The 22,502-nt window shown below is 38.6% G+C and carries 13 protein-coding genes; 5 read left to right on the top strand and 8 right to left on the bottom strand.

Annotated features, from left to right (window positions below; all coding sequences use genetic code 11):
* The first annotated feature begins 41 nt into the window (after window positions 1-41).
* Window positions 42-2,621, top strand: coding sequence for a phosphoenolpyruvate carboxylase (locus tag TEGAF0_RS08080; protein ID WP_264897589.1), 2,580 nt, complete (start codon window positions 42-44; stop codon window positions 2,619-2,621).
* On the opposite strand, the gene TEGAF0_RS08085 is transcribed toward TEGAF0_RS08080, so the two are convergent.
* Window positions 2,622-3,215: a DNA-3-methyladenine glycosylase family protein gene (locus tag TEGAF0_RS08085; RefSeq protein ID WP_264897590.1), complete on the bottom strand. Its 594-nt coding sequence runs from the start codon at window positions 3,213-3,215 to the stop codon at window positions 2,622-2,624.
* Between the two features lie 41 nt (window positions 3,216-3,256).
* On the opposite strand from TEGAF0_RS08085, the gene TEGAF0_RS08090 reads away from it, so the two are divergent.
* Complete coding sequence (locus TEGAF0_RS08090; RefSeq protein ID WP_264897593.1) at window positions 3,257-3,688, top strand: YybH family protein; 432 nt, start codon at window positions 3,257-3,259, stop codon at window positions 3,686-3,688.
* A 76-nt stretch (window positions 3,689-3,764) separates the two neighbouring features.
* Here the strand turns inward: TEGAF0_RS08090 and TEGAF0_RS08095 are convergent, their stop codons facing one another.
* Together TEGAF0_RS08095 and TEGAF0_RS08100 are read right to left on the bottom strand one after the other, a co-directional pair.
* Window positions 3,765-3,995, bottom strand: a complete 231-nt coding sequence (locus TEGAF0_RS08095) for a hypothetical protein (protein WP_264897595.1) — start codon at window positions 3,993-3,995, stop codon at window positions 3,765-3,767.
* A 47-nt stretch (window positions 3,996-4,042) separates the two neighbouring features.
* Window positions 4,043-5,014, bottom strand: coding sequence for a M23 family metallopeptidase (locus TEGAF0_RS08100; protein ID WP_264897597.1), 972 nt, complete (start codon window positions 5,012-5,014; stop codon window positions 4,043-4,045).
* 97 nt (window positions 5,015-5,111) lie between these two features.
* Here TEGAF0_RS08100 and alaS point away from each other — a divergent pair, with 97 nt between their 5' ends.
* Genes alaS through TEGAF0_RS08115 form a run of 3 tightly spaced genes read left to right on the top strand, consistent with a single transcriptional unit; the run spans window position 5,112 to window position 10,324 of the window.
* On the top strand, window positions 5,112-7,730 hold the full coding sequence (gene alaS, locus TEGAF0_RS08105) for an alanine--tRNA ligase (RefSeq protein WP_264897598.1): 2,619 nt from the start codon (window positions 5,112-5,114) through the stop codon (window positions 7,728-7,730).
* Window positions 7,730-9,175, top strand: coding sequence for an Asp-tRNA(Asn)/Glu-tRNA(Gln) amidotransferase subunit GatB (gene gatB / locus TEGAF0_RS08110; RefSeq protein ID WP_264897600.1), 1,446 nt, complete (start codon window positions 7,730-7,732; stop codon window positions 9,173-9,175). Before alaS ends, gatB begins: the two co-directional genes overlap by 1 nt.
* Window positions 9,176-9,184: 9 nt before the next feature.
* Complete coding sequence (locus TEGAF0_RS08115; protein WP_264897602.1) at window positions 9,185-10,324, top strand: TlpA disulfide reductase family protein; 1,140 nt, start codon at window positions 9,185-9,187, stop codon at window positions 10,322-10,324.
* 210 nt (window positions 10,325-10,534) lie between these two features.
* Here TEGAF0_RS08115 and TEGAF0_RS08120 read toward each other — a convergent pair whose 3' ends face one another.
* From TEGAF0_RS08120 to TEGAF0_RS08140, 5 genes are all read right to left on the bottom strand, one after another.
* Complete coding sequence (locus TEGAF0_RS08120) at window positions 10,535-11,962, bottom strand: RagB/SusD family nutrient uptake outer membrane protein (protein ID WP_264897604.1); 1,428 nt, start codon at window positions 11,960-11,962, stop codon at window positions 10,535-10,537.
* Between the two features lie 40 nt (window positions 11,963-12,002).
* Window positions 12,003-15,086: a SusC/RagA family TonB-linked outer membrane protein gene (locus TEGAF0_RS08125; protein ID WP_264897605.1), complete on the bottom strand. Its 3,084-nt coding sequence runs from the start codon at window positions 15,084-15,086 to the stop codon at window positions 12,003-12,005.
* Between the two features lie 319 nt (window positions 15,087-15,405).
* Window positions 15,406-16,866, bottom strand: a complete 1,461-nt coding sequence (locus TEGAF0_RS08130) for a RagB/SusD family nutrient uptake outer membrane protein (protein ID WP_264897606.1) — start codon at window positions 16,864-16,866, stop codon at window positions 15,406-15,408.
* Between the two features lie 24 nt (window positions 16,867-16,890).
* On the bottom strand, window positions 16,891-20,028 hold the full coding sequence (locus TEGAF0_RS08135) for a SusC/RagA family TonB-linked outer membrane protein (RefSeq protein WP_264897607.1): 3,138 nt from the start codon (window positions 20,026-20,028) through the stop codon (window positions 16,891-16,893).
* Window positions 20,029-20,125: 97 nt separating this feature from the next.
* Complete coding sequence (locus TEGAF0_RS08140) at window positions 20,126-22,465, bottom strand: efflux RND transporter permease subunit (RefSeq protein WP_264897608.1); 2,340 nt, start codon at window positions 22,463-22,465, stop codon at window positions 20,126-20,128.
* Window positions 22,466-22,502 lie beyond the last annotated feature (37 nt).

Genomic DNA, 22,502 nt, shown 5'->3' on the forward strand with positions numbered 1-22,502 from the left:
TAATGTCCTGAAAAATAATTTGTATATTCAGACGTATCAATATGAATACTAAAAAAGCAATTCAATCATTCAGACAGAATGTTACAGACAAATACACTATCTATAATAGCTTATTTGCAGCGCTCCCTTTTTCAGGAATAGCCAATGTAGGAGCATTACTTCCCATTTTGTTACAAGCCTGTATAGACGGTTATCAAGAAGGGAAAAGCCCCATGAATATCATTGATCAGTTTTTTGAGCGACATACGATGGCTGATAATGAGAAGGAGAAAATCAGCCGCCTTTTTAAATTCGTACAGTATATAGAAAGACAGGTAGTACTATTTGATGCCATTGAAGATGCCGCATTTGATTCAGTAAATCAGCTCAATGGAACCGGAAGTTTGAAGGCATTATATAACGAAGCTTATTTTAAGGGGAAATTACCTTTACTAAAAGAAAAACTAAGGAGCTTTAAAGTAAGAGTTGTTTTAACCGCTCACCCCACACAGTTTTATCCCGGTAATGTTTTGGGTATTATTCATGATTTAGGAGAAGCCATTGCAAAGAATGATTTTGAAACCATTAATCTTTATATACAGCAATTGGGTATCACTCCTTTCTTTAACAAGAAACAGCCCACTCCTTTTGATGAAGCCATTAATTTGATGTGGTACCTGGAAAATATTCTATATAAGTCTATTGGAAATATTTACAACTTCATTCACGAAGAAATCTTGAATGAAGAAAACAATAACCCATTTATAGAACTAGGCTTCTGGCCGGGAGGAGACAGAGACGGCAATCCATTTGTGAATGCAGCTACTACTTTAAAAGTGGCTGAATCATTAAGAAGTGCCATCATTGTATGTTATTATAGAGATATTCGTTTACTCAAGCGAAGACTAACATTTGCCGGGGTAGATCAGCTGATAACACAGCTGGAAGCTCAATTGTATGAGAATGTGTTTCGCCCGGAAGATAGCAGAAGAGTGCAACAAAAAGAATTATTAGAAAAACTGAATGCCATTAAAGCAATGGTCATTGCTGACCATCATGGTCTTTACCTGAACAGAATTAATAGCCTAATCAATAAAGTTACCATTTTTGGCACCTGGTTTGCATCACTCGATATAAGACAGGATAGCAGAATTCATACTGCTGTTATAGCAGATATTGATGAAACACTCAAAAGGCAGGATAAAAAAGGCATACTTCCCGATGACTATGCTTCACTCAGTGAAACAGAGAAAATAAAAATATTATTATCAGTAGAAAGCGTCATTGAACCAACAGACACAACCAGCACCATTGCAAAAGATACGGTTGAAAGTATTTTTGCCATTCATTCCATCCAGCAATTAAATGGCGAACAAGGCTGTCATCGGTATATCATCAGCAATTGTCAGTCGGCGCTTAACATGATTGAGGTCTACACCCTTTTCAAATTATGTGGTTGGAATATTCAACAGCTATCTGTAGACATAGTACCTTTATTTGAGACCATTGAAGATTTAAAAAATGCTGAGGGTATCATGACCTGGCTGTATGAATTGCCGGTATATAAGAAGCATTTGAAAGCTAGAAATCATGCCCAGACCATCATGCTGGGATTCAGTGATGGCACTAAAGATGGAGGATATTTACAAGCCAACTGGAGTATCTATCAGGCAAAGGAAATCCTTACAGGCATCTCCCGTAAATTTGGTATCAAAGTTAAATTCTTTGATGGCAGGGGCGGCCCCCCTTCCAGAGGAGGCGGCAAAACCAATAAGTTTTATGCATCCATGGGCAATGCCATTGAAAACGAAGAAATACAACTGACTATTCAGGGACAGACCATCACATCTAATTTTGGTACATTAAAGTCTGCCCAATACAATCTGGAACAACTATTAAGTGCAGGTATCAGCAATACGGTTTTTGCTGAAAACAGAAAAGACATTATAGCTGAAAACAAAGTTTTATTGGAAGAACTCGGTAAAATCAGTCATGAAGTTTACCAGTCATTTAAAAAACATCCTCAGTTCCTTCCCTATATGCAACAATTCAGTCCGCTGAATTATTACAGCAAATCCAATATTGCGAGCCGGCCTGGCAAAAGAGGAAATGCCAATCAACTGGTTTTTGAAGACCTTCGGGCCATCCCCTTTGTAGGCAGCTGGAGTCAGTTAAAACAAAATGTTCCCGGATATTTCGGTGTTGGGACTGCACTACAAAAAATGAAAGATGCAGGACGGTGGGAAGAAGTGAAAACGCTTTTTAATGAAGTAGCGTTTTTCAGAACGCTGATTGACAATAGTATGATGAGTATGCTGAAATCGTTTTTCCCTTTGACTGCTTATATTCAGGAAGATGCAGCTTATGGACCTATCTGGAAACTGATTAAAGAAGAATACGATTTAACCCAGGCATTGGTGCTTGAACTATCCGGCAATCAATTACTGATGGAGGAAGATGCAACAGGCAGGGCTTCTATTTTAATGAGAGACAAAATTGTACTTCCTTTGCTTACCATTCAGCAATATGCACTTCATCAGCTAAAAAAGGAAACTATTTCGGAAGAAGAAAAAACTAACTACGAAAAACTAGTTACCCGCTCCATGTTTGGAATTATCAATGCAGCAAGAAATTCAGCCTGATTAACTGTCTTTCCATCGCCACAAATGCATACAGGCATAGGTTTGATAAGGCGACCATTTTTGTGCTATGGCTTTCATTTTTATTTTCATGGCCTTTTTATCGGCAGGGTCTATCTTGTATATATTGCACATGGCTTGTTGTATACCTAAGTCATCCACTGCAAATACATCTTCTCTACCTAATGTAAACATCAATAACATTTCTACCGTCCATCTTCCCACACCTTTTATTTGTACCAATAAATCAATAATGTCTTCATTGTCTTTTTTGGCAAGTGTTTTATCGGTGATTGAATGCTCAATACAAAACGATGCTACATTTTTGACATAATTCACTTTTGCATTACTCAAACCAATAGCACGCAATTTTTCATCCGGAGTGGAGAGAACTTGCGACAATTCAGGATCCTTGCCATTGTACAAATCCAGAAATCGCTGATAAATAACAGCAGCCACTTTCGTACTTAACTGCTGGCTCATTATACTTGCCATTAATCGGACAGGCACATTCTTCCTTTTCGTTATTTTCAGGGGCCCTGCCTGCAACAGCGGTTTCAGTTTTTTGTCTTTTTGTAAGTGATTCAGGTAATCCATTCGAGAAAGTTAGTTAATTTACTTTTTACAAAATCTGCAAAATGACAAAGAAAGTTTTCTTGTTTACCTCGCTCCTTTTATTGGCAACTACTTTCTGCTTTTCACAAACCGGCCCTGAAAAACAAATTAGGAAAATCCTGACTGAACAAACTGAAGCTTGGAATCGCGGAGATATTGATGCATTTATGAAAGGATACTGGAAAAGTGACAGTCTTTTGTTTGTAGGAAAAAACGGGCCCACTTATGGATTTACCAATACACTGAACAATTACAAAAAAAGCTACCCCAATAAGGATTATATGGGAACGCTGCAGTTTACGCTGTTAGAAGTAAAACCATTGGCTAAACAATTGTGGATGGTTTTAGGAAAATGGGAATTAATAAGAAAAGCAGGAAATGTAAGCGGGCACTATACTATCCTATTTAAAAAGATAAACGGTGAATGGGTCATCGTTATGGACCATAGCAGTTAGAACATTCACATTGCTATGTAGTACTCATGAATTGGGCCTACAAATAAAAAGAACTTGCTGTGTAAAGAAAGATAAGCTACCGCTCAAAATGAATAGGTTTACTCCAAAGTTTAATCAGCCAGCGCATCAGGAAGAAAAAGCTGATCAAAAACCAGCAATAGAAAACAATATTGCCTGTGGTAATTTTATCATGGAAAAAAGCATGGTCATACATGATTCCCGCGGTTGAATTAATGGCCAACCAGAATAAACCAACAGATAGTGTATTAACGATTCTTAATAGGTATTCACGTACGCCTGGCTCCAAAGTAATGGTTTTGTAATATTACAAGTAAACTAGGATTTTGTTGAAAGCTAGTCAAAGCTTTGATTGCTGGCTGCCGCTAATTTCAGAATTCGGTCAAACTGTGCAGGGGTTAAATCATTATAGAAGTAATAAATAGGATCTAGCTGTATGCCATTTTTGTGTACTTCATAATGCAAATGCGGACCAGTGCTCTTTCCGGTAGAACCCACATATCCAATCACTTCTCCTCTTTTTACACGCGCACCTACTCTTGCCTTAATTCGAACCATATGGGCATATAGGGTCTCGTAACCAAATCCATGGTTTATGACAACCCTGTTCCCGTATCCGCCAGTATTAAAACCAGCGTCTTTGATCACCCCGTCTGCTGTTGCATAAATAGGGGTACCAATAGGTGCTGTAAAGTCTAATCCAGGATGCAATCGACGGTCTTTGTATACGGGATCAATACGATAACCAAAGCCTGATGAAACCCTATTTAATTGCCGGTTACTTATGGGTTGTATGGAGGGGATAGCCGCAATCAACTTCTCTTTGTTTTTTACCATATTCTCTATGGCATTGAAAGATTTAAGCTGGTAAGCCATACGAAGACTCAGATTATTCAGCTGGGCAGCCATACTGGTTACCAACTCTGTTTCACCCATACTTTGCACTAATTGAACTTCCTTCTTTTTCTCCATTTCCTTAACCCTTGCGCTATCGGGAATGGGATTAGATTCGAATATGGAACGGTACACATAATTGTCCCGGTTGGCAATTTCATCCATCTGAAGCTGTAATTGCTTAATTCTTTCCTCCATTACCTTATAATTCTGCCTTAAATCGTCGTTTTGCTGTCTTAGTAATTTCTCTTTGGGTGAATCTATGTATCTAAAAGTGATAGCAAAAATGAGAATACCTGTAACTATCGAAGCGGCTATATAACCTAATACCTGAAGCAACCTAACCCTTAGTGGGGTGGTTAGCTTCTCAAAGCGCATATTATGCGTATTATAGTAGTATTTTACCTTTTTCATGATCGGTTTTCAGCCCCTTAAATCCGTACCTTTGCCCTCTTAATTAACAACAAAGATAGTTTCTACAGCCTTAATGGCATATAAAAAGTAATTCATCATGACGAGTGCCGAAATTCGCCAGCAATTCCTGGATTTTTTTGCTTCCAAACAGCATCAGATTGTGCCTTCTGCCCCTATTGTAGTAAAGAACGACCCTACACTCTTATTTACCAACGCGGGTATGAACCAGTTTAAGGATTATTTTCTAGGGAACAGCAAACCCAGTAGTACCAGAATTGCCGATACGCAGAAATGTTTGCGAGTGAGTGGAAAGCACAATGACCTGGAAGAAGTGGGGGTAGATACTTATCACCATACCATGTTCGAAATGTTGGGTAACTGGAGTTTCGGTGATTATTTTAAAGCAGAAGCCATTGCCTGGAGCTGGGAGTTGTTGACCGAAGTTTATAAATTACCTAAAGACCGTTTGTATGTTACTGTTTTTGAGGGAGATCCTGCAGAAGGAATTCCAGCGTCCACCATTGCATTGGCAGAGTGGCAAAAACTGGTAGCCCCCGATCATATTGTCTATGGAAATAAAAAAGACAACTTCTGGGAAATGGGTGATACAGGTCCCTGTGGTCCTTGTTCTGAAATACATGTAGACTGCAGATCAGAAGAAGAAATTGCCAAAATTCCTGGAAGAGATCTGGTAAACAAAGACCATCCTCAGGTAATTGAAATCTGGAACAATGTATTCATTCAATACAACCGTTTAAAAGATGGCTCGCTTGTTGAGCTACCTGCCAAACACGTAGATACAGGTATGGGCTTTGAAAGACTGGTTAGAGTTATTCAGGGCAAGCAGAGCAATTATGATACAGATGTTTTCACCGGAACTTTCAGAGCTATTGAAAAAATAACAGGCAATACCTATGATCAGTCTAACTCCAAAGAAGCCATTGCTTTCAGAGTGATTGCAGATCATATCCGTGCGATTGGCTTTACCATTGCAGATGGTCAATTGCCTTCCAATACCGGTGCCGGCTATGTAATCAGAAGAATTTTAAGAAGAGCAGTAAGATATTATTATTCTTACTTGAATTACAAACAACCTTTGTTGTTTCAATTGATTCCTGTTATTGCAGAGCAATTCAAAAATGTATTCCCCGAATTGCATCAACAGTTAGACTTTGTTTGCAAAGTGGTAAAAGAAGAAGAAGATGCTTTCCTAAAAACCCTTGACAAAGGATTGAAAAGAATGGATGACATAATCAAAAACAGCGGATCGGTGATTGACGGGAAAGCTGCATTTGAATTGTTTGACACTTTCGGTTTCCCCATAGATTTAACTAGACTCATTGCAACTGAGCATAATAAATCGATTGACGAGCAGGGCTTTGAAAAAGAAATGCAGGAGCAAAAAAACAGAAGCCGTGCAGCCACTACATTAGATACAGAAGACTGGGTGGATATTTCTACGGAAAAAGGAAATGGCTTTGTTGGCTATAATGAATTGAGCACCACCAGCAAAATAACCAGGTATAGAAAAATAAGTTCTAAAGGAAAAACACAATTTCAATTGGTATTAAACACTACTCCTTTCTATGCAGAAAGTGGTGGTCAGGTAGGTGATACCGGTAAACTGATTTTTAGTAATGATACCATCTCGGTAACAAACACAAAGAAGGAGAATGACTTGATTGTACACTTCGTAGACCAGTTGCCAATGAACCCAGCAGCTGAATTTACTGCCGAAGTTGATGCTGCAAAAAGACTATTCACTTGTTATAACCACACTGCCACCCATTTACTGCATGCTGCTTTAAGACAGGTATTGGGCACGCATGTAGCACAGAAAGGTTCATTGGTAAATGAAGAGAATCTTAGATTCGACTTCTCTCATTTTGCCCGATTAACAGAAGAAGAAATCATTGCCGTTGAAAATATAGTGAACGGAAAAATAAGAGAAAATATCCCTGTAGTAATAAAAGAAATGTCTAAAGATGAAGCTTTGCAACTTGGCGCAATGGCTTTGTTTGGAGAAAAATATGGTGATCGGGTTAGAGTGGTGATTGCAGATCCCTCTTATTCGGTAGAATTGTGTGGAGGTACACATGTTGCTTCAACAGGCATGATTGGCTTGATGAAGATAACAGCAGAATCAGCTGTTGCTGCCGGTGTCAGAAGAATTGAAGCATTAACCGGCAAAGCTGCTTTTGATTATTTGTCTGTTCAAAACGAGACCCTAAAGCAAATTGGTAATGTATTAAAATCACAGGATGCATTGAGGTCAATTGAAAAATTAATAGCAGAAAAACAGGAACTCGAGAAAAAACTGGAAAGCCTAGAAGCAAAGCAGTTGCAATTGATTAAGACTGAATTAATACAGAAAATTAAACCTTATCCATCTGGTAATGGTCAGTTTATTGGGGAAATACTTCCTGTGAGCAGTCCAGATCATTTAAAGAAAATCTGTTTCGAATTAAAAGCATCATTAGCTGAAGACTATGTGGTAGTATTATGCGCCAATATTAATGGCAAAGCCGCAGTTTGCATTTTATTAAGTGATGCGGTTGTTGCTCAGAAAGGTCTGGAAGCACCACAACTGATAAAACAATATGCAACCCCTTTAATTAAAGGCGGAGGTGGTGGTCAAAAAACCCTGGCAACTGCCGGTGGCCAGGATGCCTCGAATCTTTCAACGCTGATACAACAAATTTATTCGCTGCTATAATGGGTTATCAAGAAAAATACCAGGCAGTTATCGGCCTTGAAATTCACGCACAATTGGCTACCAAAAGCAAATTGTTCAGCGGGGATAGTACGGACTTTGGCAACACACCCAATACACAGGTAAGTCCAATATCACTGGCATTTCCGGGCAGCCTTCCCAAACTGAATAAGGAAGCTGTTGAAATGGCTGTTAAAATGGGCCTGGCATGCAATTGTACCATTGCAGAAGAAAGTTTCTTTGCAAGAAAAAATTATTTTTATCCGGATCTGCCCAAAGGATACCAGATATCACAACATACACATCCCATTTGCATTGGAGGTAAGGTTCGCATTAAAACCAATGAAGGGCAAAGAATGGTTCAGTTGAACCGAATACACCTGGAAGAAGATGCTGGAAAAAGTATTCACGATATACTCGATGCTAATTCCTGTATTGACTTAAACCGGGCTGGCACTCCATTGATTGAAATTGTTACAGAGCCGGATTTATTTTCAGCAGAAGAAGCCTGGCAATATGTTACCGAAATCAGAAAACTGGTGAGATGGATTGGCGTCTGTGATGGGAACATGGAAGAAGGGAGCTTAAGATGTGATGCCAATGTCTCGGTGAAATTGAAAAATGCCACACAATTGGGCACCAAAGTTGAAGTAAAAAACCTCAACTCCATACGTAATATCAAAAAAGCGATAGAGTTCGAAATCAACAGGATTATTAATGAACTGGAAGCCGGCAATAAAATTCAACAGGAAACAAGAAGCTATGATGCAGACAGAGATATAACTTTCAGTTTGCGGGATAAGGAAGAAGCTAACGATTATCGATACTTTCCTGATCCGGATTTACCGCCAATCATTTTAAAGAAAGAAAAAATTGCAGCAATAAAAAATAGTCTTCCATTATTGCCCAATGAGTGGTTTTCCATTTTACAGGACAAATACCAATTGAACGAATACGACGCTTCCCAATTATGTGAAGAAAAATCTATGATTGAATTTTTTGAAGCAACCGCAACGTATTGTCAGCAATACAAAATGATTGCGAATTGGATATTAGGACCGGTAAAACAATTGGTAAACGAACAACAGAAAAGTATTACCGGGTTGGGTTTGAGTGCAAAGAGCCTTGCAGGCACCATTCAATTAATTGATGCCGGAAAAGTAAATTTCTCTACTGCCGCAACTAAACTCTTACCAGCACTACTGAATAATGAACAAGACCCAACGGAACTGGCCACATCACTAAATATTCTACAAACGACTGATAACGCTGAATTAGAAGAATGGGTAAACAAAGCAATTGAGCTCATGCCAGACAAAGTACAAGCATATCAAAAAGGGAAAAAAGGCCTGATTGGCTTATTTGTAGGAGAAGTTAAAAAAATGAGTAAGGGTAAAGCAGACCCGAAAATCGTTACAGAATTACTGGAACAAAAATTAAACGCATAAAATTCCATTATGAAAAATATCAATTACCTCTTATTGGGGGCGGGCTTATTGCTGAGTGCATGTAGCCAGGAAAAAAAATACGGTGAGTTTACGGTAAAGGGAACTATCAAAAATGCGATTACCCCGAAAGTATACTTACAGGAATTGCCTTACGGCGGTGACCAGCCAATTGTTCTTGACTCTGCAAGCCTGCTTGCAGATGGCAAATTCAGTTTAAAGGGTATAGCAAAGGAAGAAGGATTATACAGACTTGTACTAGAGAACGGACCGGATGTATTAATTGTAAACGATAACAATGAAATTGAAGTAGACCTTGATGTAACTCGCTACAGAGTGTATGAGGTAAAAAACTCTCCTGCTTCTGCTGCCATGCATATCCTTTTTGAAGATTACAGAAAGAAAGATTCAGCATTGTATGCCGTATTTATGGAGCTGGATTCTTTAAAGGCTCAACCCAATTCAGATTCTTTGGTAAAGGTTTTACAAGCCAACAGAGATGGTAAAGTAAAGGACATGAATGGAATGGTTAGAAAGTTTATCAATGAAAGCGAAAGCCCAGCTGCCAGATACTATGCATTGGGTATGGCTTCCAGAACCATGACACCTGATGAATTAAAAGCTTTAGTAAACGAATCAGCAGAAAAATACAAATCTCACTCAGGATTAAATAAAATCAAAGCCTTATTGGACGCTAGTGCCAAACAGCAACCGGCTGCCCCTCCCGCGTATGCTTTATTAGACAAAGACGCACCTGAAATTACCTTACCCGATTTAGATGGCAAGCCATTTTCATTGAGTAGCCTGAAAGGTAAATATGTATTGGTAGATTTCTGGGCCAGCTGGTGTGGACCTTGCAGAAAGGAGAACCCGAATGTGGTAGCAGCGTTCAATCAATTCAAAAAGAAAAACTTTACCATCCTGGGAGTTTCGCTTGACAATGATAAGCAAGCCTGGTTAGATGCTATTAAAATGGATAAATTAAACTGGAAGCATGTAAGCGACTTGAAACAGTGGGAAAGTGAAATGCCTAACTTATATCAGTTTAATGCCATTCCATTTAACGTATTAATTAATCCTGAAGGAAAAATTATTGCTTCTGATTTAAGAGGCAATCAGTTATTTAAGACTTTAGAGGAGTTGTTAAAATAATTTCCCATAACAAATGATTATAAAAAGCCCCGCTTTGTTAAGTAGCGGGGCTTTTTACTGAACCATTTTTCGATTTATCTTTTACACTTCACCTAATTAGCGTTAGTAATTTTATATAGACTATGACTAGTCCTATTCTAGGATGAGACTGTCATAAAAAAACGGCCCCGAAAAATTTCGGGGCCGCTGACTATATAAACTAATATCAAATTAGTTAGTGTATCCAGGATTCTGCTGAATCAATGGATTCGCATTGATTTCAGGATTAGGAATAGGTAATAAGAAGCGGAAGTTTCCAGCAGGTAAAGTTTGCGCATTTGCATTAGGAGCATCAGCTAACAAACGAGACACAGGTAAATTTCTTCTCTTCAAATCAAAGAAACGATGCCCTTCATATGGCAGTTCCAAGAAACGCTCTTGCATAATTTCTGTAATAGCTGCATCTTTTGTTGCAAGAGTAACATTGGTATAACCATTGATACGTGCAGCACGCAATGTATTTAAGTCATTGGTTGCACCCACTAAGTTGTTCAACTCAGCATTAGCTTCCGCACGAATCAAGTACATTTCACCTGTTCTGAACACTTTTGCATCTGCAACGTGTTCACCAGGAGTACCGTAAGTGGTACCACGGTACTTAGCAACCAATTGAGAAGGACGACCAGCAGCAGCTAACAATGGTTCAGTTCTGAAATAGGAGCTAAAACGTATATCATTTGTTTGATCATATGCATTCCAAAGTTTGCTGGAAGGAACCCAAGCAGTTTGTGAAATTGCACCAGAATTCGCAGAAGTTCCTTGGAATAAAGATCCGATTCTACCACCTAATGATGGAGTACGGCTCAATTTAAATGCCAACTCGCTATTGTTTGCATCAGTCCAGATACCTGGGAAGTTCGCTCTAGAAGCCAGAGGAATCGCATTGATGTATTCTGTACTGAATGTTACCGCATCAGTATACTCTTTTAAATAAAGGGCAACTCTAGCTTGCAAAGCAGAAACTGAAGGGCGAGTAGCACGATAGATATCAGTTAATGCAGTAGGCAACAATGGTTTTGCAGCTACCATATCTGCTTTTAATTTGGCGAAATAAGGTGCCACTTGAATTCTAGGCAAAGATGCAAGCGATGGCGTTTCCATATAAGCCATTGCTAAATCTGTACCTACCGCTGAATTACTGTAATACTTGTACAATTCAAAATGACAGAATGCACGCAAGAATAAAGCTTCCCCGCGCAAACGATCCTTTAATGCTGCTTCAGTTGCATTTGCAGGAACTGCGTTTGGTAATGCAACCAATACACGGTTTACACGGTCAATGATTCGGTAATACAAGTTGAAGGCTGTAAAGTTATCACGTAAACCAACATCTTGAGATCCGTATTGCCACTCATGAGTTGTACCAGCATTGTAGAATTCGCCTGGCTTCACTTCATCTGCAAAAGTTGCATTCAACAAAATGCCCATTTCAACGTTCATGGCAGAGTAGGCACCGATAATTCCAGATTCATTATTGGCTACGGTTTTTAATGCGATATCTCCCCCAATAAAGTCGGTTTCTTTTACATCAATTACTTTTTGACAAGCTCCCAAGGAAGCAGCCACAAAAGCAAGGATGACTAATTTATTTTTTTTCATTTGATTCATTTTTTTCTTTCAAGAAATGCTATTGTCTCTATTAGAAGTTGATGTCTAAACCAACAACAAAAGCTCTTGGGTTTGGATATTCGTTTAAGCTAATATTATTATTATCTTCTGGGTCAACACCTTTCCATGGGCTCCAGATAGCAAGGTTTTGGCCTTGAACATAGAACCTTGCGCTCTTTACTAGCGTTGTGCCGCTAGCAGTTTTGATAGTTGGAATTGCATAAGAAACAATCAAATTTCTAAAACGTAAGAATTTAGCATCTTTTACATCAGAAGAGTTAAAGCCTCTATCAAATGCAGAACTTTGATAGAACTTAACATCACCTGGCTTAGTCCACTGATTGTCAATTAACTCTCTTGAAGCTCTAACCGCTTGGTGGTAACCCAAAGTACCTCTCGTAATCCAGTTACCGGTATTATCATAACGAGTAACATCAAACTGGTAAGAGAATAAAGCAGAAACTGTGATCGCCTTGAAACGAACATCTAAGTTAAATCCACCCTGGTGTTTTGGAAGATAAGTACCGAATTTCGCAAAACGACCCGCCTGTGCTTCAGAATAAACTGTATTTCCATCAGGGCCTTCATACATAGGTCGTCCTGTTGCAGGGTCTGCTCCTAAATAATTAGTAGTATAATGAGATCCATAAGGTAAACCTCTTCTAATGATGAAGGTACCTACTACATACTCATTTACAAGACCTAGATCTTCGATATTGTTTTTCTGAATAGAGTGGTTTACTCCAACAGTCAAGTTGAAATCTCTTTTCTTCACCACATCTACATTACCAACAAATTCAATACCCTTATTGGTCATGATACCCGCATTGATAGCAAGAGTTCCAAATCCTGTTGTACCAGACAATGGTTGGTTTACGAACAAGTCAATGGTTTTGTTTTTGTAAACATCCACAGTGAATCTTGCACGGTTTTGCCATACAGCAAAATCAACACCAATATTGGTCTTTTGAATTTTTTCAATTTTCAAATCAGGGTTACCTGGATTGTTAGGTACAAGACCTACAACTGCAGAACCTGCATAAGCTGCTGTACCGAAAGTAGGCACCTGAGGACCTTGGTAGTTAGGCACACCATTCAAAGGAACGCCATAAGAACCAGAAGTAATAGATCCAATATTTGGAATAATACCATAGCTCGCACGAACTTTCAAGTCTGTGAAAATTCTCTGGTTAGCCAAGAATTTCTCTTTTAACGCATTCCAGGTAAAACCAGCTGACCATGTAGTGATTTCACGGTTAGAAACGTTTACAATTCTTGATGTACCATCTCTTCTGATATTCGCATTGATTGAGTATTTACCATCGTAAGTATATCTAGCAGTTGCGAAATAAGAACGGATACCAAATCCTGATTTTGCCGAAGATGAGTTCTGAGGATAAGTAGCCGCACCATTCGTAGGTAATGCACCTGCACCCTGACCTGTTTCAGTTAAACGAGGATCTAAGTTGAATAGCGTAAGACCCATTGCTTTGGTCCAGCTACGTACCACTTCAAAATAAGCACCTGCTTCTACTTCATGCACATTCGCAATACGCTTAGCAAATACCAAGCTACTGGTATTAATGATTTGTGAAGTCATACGGTAACCTTCCTGAGCCAAACCGCTCTGGAACTGTTGTAAAGAACCGATATAAGATGCTGGATTAATGTATCTTGAGTTTTCATCACTTGATACGTCAATACCAAAGGTATTTTGAACGGTTAAACTAGGTAACAATTTATACGCAACTGTTAATCCAGAGTTGATTTTAATTTGATTGGTAGTTCTCTTAGAATTTTGGATACCTTCTAACAAGTTACCCACCTGGCGAAGTGCCAATGGAGTAGAAGCTCCAAAAATGATAGAACCATCCGCTCTGAAAGGATTCTCGTAGGTTTTTGCACGGTAAGTCATCTGGAAAGGGTTTCTTGGGCTATTTCCCAATTGCTCCCCTTCAGAGAATCTTGAAATGGAATAACCAATTTGGTTATTGAAACGAACCGACAACTTATCTGAAGTATGGTCTAAGTTTAAACGAACTGTGTATCGTGTTAAGCTAGAACCCAAGTCAATACCTTGCTGATCAAATAAGCCAGCAGAAACAAAGAACTTGGTTTTTTCATTACCTCCAGACATATTCAATTCATGTGTCTTAGATACACCTGTTCTATATAGAACATCAGGCCAGTAAGTGTCAATAGCTTTGATACTATCATACAAGAATTGCTTTCTTGCAGCTGTCATACCTGCAGGAATTGCTGGGTTATTAGGAGAATAAGTCCATCCTGGAGTGTTAACAAAACGCTCTCTTTCTTCGTAAGCAAACATTTCAGCAGTATTCATCAAGTTCAAACGGCTGAAATCAGGTGCTTGTGTAAATCCATACTGGTTTCTAAAAGTGAAATTAGTAGGACCGCTCTTACCTTTCTTAGTAGTGATTACGATAACACCAGTACCACCTCTAGCACCATATAAAGCTGCAGAGTTTGCATCTTTCAATACAGTGATAGATTCGAAATCGTTAGGGTTGATGGTCTGCATATCAAATGCAGGCAAAGGAACTCCGTCAATTACATACAATGGCTGCGCACCGGCACCGGCAATTGACTGAATACCTCTGATGGTAACAGTAGCAGAAGAACCTGGCTGACCAGAACCTGAGTTAACCAACATACCTGGAACACGTCCCTGTAATGCTTGGTCAAATGCACCTACTGGTACAGTTTCAACTACTTTACCGCTTAATACTGCGGCAGCACCAGCAAACTGGGTTTTCTTTTCTCTGGAATAACCGGTAACAACCACTTCGTCTAAGTTTTCCACTGTAGAGCTAAGTGATACATTCACGCTATTTCCTTTACCCAATTTAATTTCTTTTGGGGCAAGGTTTAAACCAGAAACTACCAAAGCGGTAGCGGTAGAAGGAACAGAAATTGAATAGGTTCCATTCTCTTTTGTTAGTGTACCCGTACTAGTTCCTTTCACTAATACAGAAGCCCCTGAAACAGGCTTTCCACTCTCGTCTGTTACTGTTCCTGTGATGGTTCTGTTCTGAGCCTGTAGTTGAAACAAGCTTACTAACAGACACAGGAATACTGTGACTAGTTTTCTCATGATTAAGTGTTTAAGTTTTGGACAGCTAATATAGTTAATGAAAGCTTAAAAGCCAAGGTTTCAAAGATTTGAATATGATAAGCGGCATTTTGTTAAACAAAGTATTTATATTATATATGTAAATAATTGATTAATAATTTGTTGATTTATATACTTAAATATTATAATATAGATAATTCATGGTTTCAAACGAAAAATTGAAATTTATTTGAGAGATACTGATAACATTTAGTAAACATCAAAAAAATAGGTCCCGGTATTTACCGGGACCTATGACTAATGTGTTCAATACACTATTTATGTACAAGTAGCGTATTCACTAATTATCTACACAAAGCGGATTCAACAACAATTCAGTTGAAGAAATTGGCCAGATATACTGCTGAGCAGTTGCAGCAATTGCAGCAACACCAGGTTTCGCAGGTAATGGCAATCCTAAACGAGTTAAGTCTGTTCCAGCTAATCCTTCCCCTAAGAATTCAATTCTTCTTTCAGTTAAGATGGCATTTGCCAAAGCATCTGCATTTGCAAAATCAGCAGCTGTAAATACAGTTGAAGCATCAGAACGACCTCGAACAGCATTCAATAATGCAATCGCTTGTGCATCTACAGTATTAGTAGAACGTACACGAGCTTCTGCCAAATTTAATAACACTTCTGCATAACGAATCACAGGAGCATAATCGGTAAAGATTGAAGCAACACTATATTTTGTTAAATAGCTTTTACCACCGAAAACACCTACCATGGTTCTCCTTTTGTCAGTAGATTTCCATCCAGCGTCTGCAATAATTCCTGTAGGTAATAAAGAATACTCACCATTACCGCCATTAAAAGATGCAGGACCATAATAATAACCAAGTTGATTCTGTCCACCGGGTGTTTCATTTGAAGCAAATGGCATTGACAAAATTGACTCTGTTGTAGTGTAGGGTGCCTTGAACACGTTGGTTACATCGGCTTGCAATGCATGAGCAACACCTGAAGTTGCTGTAAATGGCGCAGTTGCACTTACGATTTTATTTGCTTCAGTAATAACTTCAGCATAACGGCGCATACTTAGATACACTCTTGTTTTTAAAGCAATAGCAGTATTTCTATGTGCACGAATAGTGTTATTTAATGCATTGCTATTGGTTAATGGCAAGTTGGTTTCAGCAAAATTTAAATCGGCTAAAATCTGAGTATACACTTCTGCAACCGTTGCTCTAGCTTGTGCATAATTATCAGAACCAGTATTTCCTTTTAAACGCAAAGGAACACCTGGCTTAGATCCATTCCCATCCCAGAAAGGACGTGCATACAATTGCAACAAAGAATAGTAACTCATGGCTCTTAACAAACGGGCTTCTGCTTGATAGTTATTAGAAACAGATGCACCAACTATTGCAGTTCCCTTAGTAGCCATACCGTCTAAGAATACGTTGGCCAAATTGATAACATAGTAAGCCCTTGACCAATGGTTTTGTACAGAGTTAGTAGAACTGTTAGATGGTGTATAGTTCCAAACGTCAAATCCTGTTACAACGTTGGTTCTATCGTTCATGAAATCGCCACCTCGGATATCATTAAATATCTGGTAACGACCGCCATACATTCCTGCATTTTTAATAGAGGTATAAATTGCTCTTACCTGCCCTTCAATTCTGTCTTTGCTATCAAAAGCAGTAAGGTCAGAAATGACATTGGTAGGAACCGGATTCACAAAATTATCTTTGGCACAAGAAGTCAGTTGAACTAACCCCGCAGCCATTGCAATATATAATAGGTTCTTTTTCATTTTTCTGAATTAATAGTTTAACAATTAGAATCCAACATTTAAGCCAATAGTAATGGTGCGTTGGTTAGCTACTGTATTTCTGTCGATACCAAAGTTGGTAGTACCGTTACCGTTTGAAGAAACTTCAGGATCTGGACCCGGATACTTGGTAATAATTAACAAGTTGTTTCCAGAAACGTAGAAACGGGCATTCGAAATTTTAGCTTTATCTAATAAAGATTTAGGAAGATTATATCCAATGGTTAAAGTTCTTAACTTAATGAAATCTCCTTTGAATACGTTGATATCAAGCGGGAAAGAAGAACCGTTAGAAACGTTGTCACCAAACACTGGTTTAGGAAACTCCGTTACATCACCAGGCTTCTGCCATCTGTTCAATACCCCTACTTCGTTGTTCCAGAAACGCTGATCTCTTAAACCAGCCTGAGTTCCGTAATACAAGTAGTTGCCCATTTGGTAAGTAAACAATGCATTTAATTCAAAATTCTTGAAGCGAATATTGTTTTCGAAACCACCAAAAATTTTCGCATGTGTATTCTTGTACACAACAGCGTCCGCACTACTTACGGTAGGAGCTACAGATCCATCAGCGTACATAAAACGAGACTGACCAGCAGGAGCTACGTGTTGAAAGAATACCTGACGACCTTGGCTATTGATGAAAATTCTGCGTCCAGTTGCAGGATCAACCCCAGCAGTTCTGGTAACGAATAACATACCAATTGGCTGACCGGGAATCGTAATGCTAGGATTTTCCAAACCGCTAGTAGAAGAAACGATGCTATTAATACCTGGAGCCAACGATAATACTTTGTTATCGTTTGTAGACAAGTTAAATGAAGTAGTCCAGCTAAAATCCTTCTTTTGAATCACATTGTATTTCAAATCAAATTCAAACCCTCTATTGTACATAGAACCAATATTGGTAGGAATGCTAGAAGGCAAACCAGCAGATGGAGGTTGCGGTACAAATAATAATAAACCATCATTATTACTGTTATAGTAGCCTACTTCAGCTGTCAAACGATCGTTGAACAATCCAAAGTTCAAACCGACATCTGTCTTCTTACTGGTTTCCCAAGTAAGGTTAGGGTTACCTGCCTGGCTGTACGCTACGGTAGCAAAACCACCATATAAACCAGAACCATAAGATGATAAGGAAGCAAAGTTACCTAAGCCACCAATATTACCTACTTTACCATAGCTAGCTCTCAATCTCAAACTGCTGAATACTTGGTCCAACTTCATGTTCTGAATGAACTTTTCAGTAAGCACATCCCAGCTGGCAGAAACACCCCAGAAAGTACCATACTTACTATTTGCACCCAACTGAGAAGCACCATCTCTACGCACGTTAGCAGTTAAGAAATACTTTCTGTTGTAGTTATATTGTGCACGGGCAAATTCAGAATATAAATAGTTTTCTCCAATACCCAATCCTGATGCATTAGGTGTTGCCCATCCACCCTGAATATTAGTAAATGCAGGGTCAGAAACCGTTACGCGGTTTAACCCGTAACTATTATTGTCAGATTTCTGGTGTTCAATACCCGCCAAAATCCCTACAGTATGCTTTTCAGCAAATACCTTGTCAAACTGTGCAGTGGTAGTCCATACCCAGCGCTTGTTTTTGTTGAAAATGGCAGTAACAGAACCAGTAGAAGAAAAACCTTCACCTGACAAAGGATGTGAGAATAAATCATTGTCAACCATTAGGTAATCCAAACCATACTGTGTTCTTAGCGCTAACCAATTTACTGGCTTAAATTGTGCATAAACATTACTGATTAAGTGTTCGCCATAACTGTTAGATCTATTTAAATCAAGTGCAATCTGTGGATTGTAAAATCCAACCTGGCCCAATTTGTTACCCATAACACCAATTAAACCATTGGCCTGATTATACGATCCATCGGCCAAATAAGGACCCACGTTTGGTGCGGTAATCAATGCAACACGTCCCATACCGGCCGTGTTAAAAGCTTCACCTGCCAATGAACCAGAACTTGCAGCAGCAGTGTTCTTATCACTAGTATATTGAATTTTTCCACCCATGGTAAAGAACTTACCTGCTTTGTGGTCAATATTCATTAACAAACTCAAACGTTTGAAATCATTTTTCCTGATGATACCTTGCTGTTCAGTATATCCAGCAGAAAAATAATAGCTGGTTGACTCGTTAGCACCAGATAAACTGATAGTATTGCTATGTTGAATACCTTGACGATAAATGATATCAGCCCAATTGGTATTGATAATTTTACCATCAGGTCCTGTAGTAGTAGCAAAAGCGTTGGTAGCCGCATTGAATGTACCCGCATTTCTCAAGGCTTCATTCTTGTAATCGGTATACTGTTGCGCATCCAATACTTTTTGCAAACGCTGAGGATTACTATAACCAACCCAGCTATCAACAGTTACTTTAGAACGTCCAGGTTTACCTTTCTTAGTAGTAATGAACAAGACACCATTCGCGGCACGGCTACCATAGATAGCAGTTGCAGCAGCGTCTTTAGCAACGTCCACACTTTCAATATCATTTGGATTGATAGAAGACAAAACGTTACCAGCAGCATTGGTAGAACTTCCGTCACCGGTAAATACCGCAACTCCATCTACTACAATCAAAGGATAAGAAGAAAGAGAAATGGAGTTCGTACCTCTGATTCTTAAAACAGGAGGTGCGTTCAATACACCACTAGGTATTACCACTTGAACACCAGCAGCTCTACCACCCAAGGCTTGTTCAAAGCTTTGTGTAGGCTTATTGGCTAAAGCTTCCCCTTTTACGCTAGCAATACTTCCTGTTAAATCTTTTTTCTTCTGTGTACCGTAACCCACCACAACCACTTCACTGAGTGATTTGTCTTCTTGGTTAAGATTCACATTAACAGAAGAAAGCCCATTGATATTAACATCTTTGGAATCGAAACCCACATAACTAATACGAAGGGTTCTTACTTTCTCAGTTACTTGAATGGAAAAATTTCCGGCATTATCTGTAAGTGCATTTTTGTTTGCACCCACAGCACTTACAGTTACACCACTCAGCGGTGCCCCTTTTTCATCAGTTACTTTACCAGTAACTGTTCGAGCTGTTTGAGCGTATGCATTGGCTATAAATAGCAAAGCACACGTCAAAAAAACGGCTAGTTTTCTCATGCGAATTTAGTTTTAGTTTAAGAGATGTTAAATTTAGGCAGTTTTTTAATATAAAACGCTGCAACAAAACCAAACTTTTATCCGCTTATCCAGAAAATTACCCTTTCATCCTGTTCTTGGATCCTGAAATTGTTAAAATAATTACGGGCAATAAAACCAGATTCGTTATAGTCCCTACCACCAATGTGAGCGAAGTAAGCCAACCTAAGGCTTTAGTACCACCAAAATCGCTAAAACTAAAAATGATAAATCCGGCAATTAAAACCAATGAAGTATAAATTATACTAATACCAGTATGGCGAATAGTTGCAATTAATGTAGGATTCACTTGGTTTTTATGAGCAGGAAGCTCTTGTTTATAGTTAATTAAAAAACGAATCGTTACATCAATCACTATTCCAAGAGCAACACTGAAAACCAATACAGTGGAAGGTTTTAGCGCAATCCCCATCCAACCCATTACACCAGCTGTAACAACTAAAGGAATTAAATTAGGAATCAGTGAGCTGATTAAAATGCGGAAAGATTTAAACAGATAAAGCATGCACAATGCTATTAACAAAAACGCCCAGAATATACTTTCCTTCAACCCATTAATAATAAAACTAGACCCTTCTAAAAAGCTTACACTACTACCCGTAAAACTTACTTTGAACGAAGTGGTATCAAAAATTTCATTGGCACGTGCTTCAAACTTTGTGAGTAGTGCAGGCAGTTTTGCACTACCAATATCTTTCATATTTACACTGATTCTGGCTTTCTGTTTATTGGTATCAATAAAATTATTCACCAGTTTATTAAAGGCATTGGGAGAATCCGTCTTTAAAGTGTCATTCTTACTTCTCAAATAAGGGCCTATAAAAGCAAGATCACTTTCATAGGGAATTGTATAACTCATAGTATCTCCATCATAAAATGCCTGCTTGGCAAACTTCAGCCCTTCTACAAAAGATAAAGGCCTTGCAGTATATTCTGAAGAATCAAGATATGCTGAAAACTCATCAATCGCTGCTATTGGCTTAACCGATCGTACCAATCCGTTTTTCTTTTTGGTATCCACTATTATTTCCAGTGGCATTACTCCCCCAAAGTTTTCTTCGAACCATTTAAGGTCGGTATAAATTTTATCTGCTTTAGGCAAATCATCTACAATAAATCCTTCACTCTTTATTCTGAAGATTCCAATAATAGAAACTATGGTTACTATAGCAGTCACCAGATAAACTATTCTTGCATGATGAAAAGTCCACTTTTCAATACGAACCAATATTGCTGCTAAAAAAGCATTGTCCAGATATTTGGTATGCTTGGTTTTTGGAGCAGGCAGAAAACTGAGAACGGGTGGTATAAAGAACAAAGAAATAAAGAAAAGCAAAAGGATATTAATACCTGCAACTGCTCCGAACTCTTTAAGCAACTGACTCTTGGTAAGGGCAAACACTGCAAATCCAATGGCAGCAGCAATATTGCAGAATAGAGTAACTATGCCCATTCTGCCAACCATTGTAACAAGTGCTTCTTCCTTATTTAATTTTTCCCTGTATGCCGTGTGGTATTTATTTAAAAAGTAGATACAATTAGGAATACCAATAACTACTACCAACGGGGGAATTAAAGCTGTTAGCAAGGTTATCTTGTAGCCAAACAGTACAAGCGTACCTACACTCCAGATTACCCCCATCCCCACTACCAGTAAACTCATAATGGTTGCACTTACAGAGCGGAAAAATAAAAATAGCGTAACTGCAGAAAGCAATAATGACCCTATTAAGAACCAGTTCATTTCGTCTTTAATACGATCGCCTATAATTGTTCTGATAAAAGGTAGTCCACTGATTTGCAACTCCGTTTTTGTATTGGCTTCAAAAATTTTCGTTTCCTTTAAAATATTATTGATTAGAACAGAACGATATTTACTATTGATGGAATCTTTGCTAACTGTTACTCCCAACAAGTAGGCATTTTTTTCTGGAACATGTAACAAAGTTTTATAAAAAGGAAGGCTATTGAAAAGCAAGCTGGCAGAATCCAGATCTGACTGACTGGAATAGGGAGGATTAAAAATTCTGGAGGGCACCAATTGCTGATTTTCTTCGTCGTTTAAAAGATTCATGGCATCCGGAACACTCAGCACTCCGTTAACACCTGGAACCTTTTTCAGTCTTTGACTCAATGTAAAAACCTCGTTGAAAAAATCTTTCTGAAAAAAACGATCAGATTGCAATCCAATCACTACTGTATTACCATCGGTACCAAACTCTTTAAGAAAAACCTGATAATCTATAAATTTTTTATTGTCGGTTGGGAGTGCTCTGGTGAAGTCATAGCTCAACTGCACTTTAGAAGCCTGCCATGCCATGAATGCTGTAACAAGTAATAATATAAATAACAAGCTAACCCTGAATCGTAGAATCGCTTTTCCTGCCTTATACCACATGAAATTAATTTGGATAAGCTGCAAAGAAACAAAAAAT

The sequence above is a fragment of the Sediminibacterium sp. TEGAF015 genome (genome assembly GCF_025997995.1).
In the GTDB taxonomy this organism is placed as follows: Bacteria; Bacteroidota; Bacteroidia; order Chitinophagales; family Chitinophagaceae; genus Sediminibacterium.

Bases quoted from the DNA above. Each gene is read 5' to 3' on its own strand.
- alaS (WP_264897598.1), top strand. From the start codon at position 5,112: ATGACGAGTGCCGAAATTCGCCAGCAATTCCTGGATTTTTTTGCTTCC.
- TEGAF0_RS08080 (WP_264897589.1), top strand. From the start codon at position 42: ATGAATACTAAAAAAGCAATTCAATCATTCAGACAGAATGTTACAGAC.
- TEGAF0_RS08100 (WP_264897597.1), bottom strand. From the start codon at position 5,014: ATGAAAAAGGTAAAATACTACTATAATACGCATAATATGCGCTTTGAG.
- TEGAF0_RS08120 (WP_264897604.1), bottom strand. From the start codon at position 11,962: ATGAAAAAAAATAAATTAGTCATCCTTGCTTTTGTGGCTGCTTCCTTG.
- TEGAF0_RS08130 (WP_264897606.1), bottom strand. From the start codon at position 16,866: ATGAAAAAGAACCTATTATATATTGCAATGGCTGCGGGGTTAGTTCAA.
- TEGAF0_RS08125 (WP_264897605.1), bottom strand. From the start codon at position 15,086: ATGAGAAAACTAGTCACAGTATTCCTGTGTCTGTTAGTAAGCTTGTTT.
- gatB (WP_264897600.1), top strand. From the start codon at position 7,730: ATGGGTTATCAAGAAAAATACCAGGCAGTTATCGGCCTTGAAATTCAC.
- TEGAF0_RS08135 (WP_264897607.1), bottom strand. From the start codon at position 20,028: ATGAGAAAACTAGCCGTTTTTTTGACGTGTGCTTTGCTATTTATAGCC.
- TEGAF0_RS08085 (WP_264897590.1), bottom strand. From the start codon at position 3,215: ATGGATTACCTGAATCACTTACAAAAAGACAAAAAACTGAAACCGCTG.
- TEGAF0_RS08115 (WP_264897602.1), top strand. From the start codon at position 9,185: ATGAAAAATATCAATTACCTCTTATTGGGGGCGGGCTTATTGCTGAGT.
- TEGAF0_RS08140 (WP_264897608.1), bottom strand. From the start codon at position 22,465: ATGTGGTATAAGGCAGGAAAAGCGATTCTACGATTCAGGGTTAGCTTG.
- TEGAF0_RS08090 (WP_264897593.1), top strand. From the start codon at position 3,257: ATGACAAAGAAAGTTTTCTTGTTTACCTCGCTCCTTTTATTGGCAACT.